Below are 514 nucleotides of genomic sequence, written 5' to 3'. Positions count from 1 at the left end.
CTTACTTGATGACCTTGGCCACCACGCCGGCGCCGACGGTACGGCCGCCTTCGCGAATAGCGAAGCGCAGACCTTCGTCCATGGCGATCGGGTGGATCAGGGTGACAACCATCTTAATGTTGTCGCCCGGCATCACCATCTCCACGCCTTCCGGCAGCTGGCAAGCGCCCGTCACGTCCGTCGTGCGGAAGTAGAACTGCGGGCGGTAGCCCTTGAAGAACGGGGTATGACGACCACCCTCATCCTTCGACAGCACATACACCTCAGCCTCGAACTCGGTGTGCGGGGTGATCGAGCCCGGCTTCGCCAGCACCTGACCACGCTCCACGTCGTCGCGCTTCAGACCGCGGAGCAGCAGACCGGCGTTGTCGCCTGCCTGACCCTGGTCCAGCAGCTTGCGGAACATTTCCACGCCGGTCACGGTCGTCTTCTGGGTCGGGCGGATGCCCACCACTTCGACTTCGTCACCCACCTTGATGATGCCGCGCTCGATACGACCGGTCACCACGGTGCC

General features: G+C 63.8%; 1 protein-coding gene. It reads right to left on the bottom strand.

The genetic code is table 11. The features are described 5' to 3' along the window. Position 1: 1 nt before the first annotated feature. On the bottom strand, positions 2–514 hold a 513-nt coding region (locus JHD67_RS21430), incomplete at its 5' end, for an EF-Tu/IF-2/RF-3 family GTPase (protein ID WP_199101164.1).

It is taken from the genome of Dyella sp. ASV21 (genome assembly GCF_016428975.1).
Classification (GTDB): domain Bacteria; phylum Pseudomonadota; class Gammaproteobacteria; order Xanthomonadales; family Rhodanobacteraceae; genus Dyella.
Note: the sequence above shows the minus strand (reverse complement) of the source record. Positions and strands in the feature narration are given on the sequence as shown.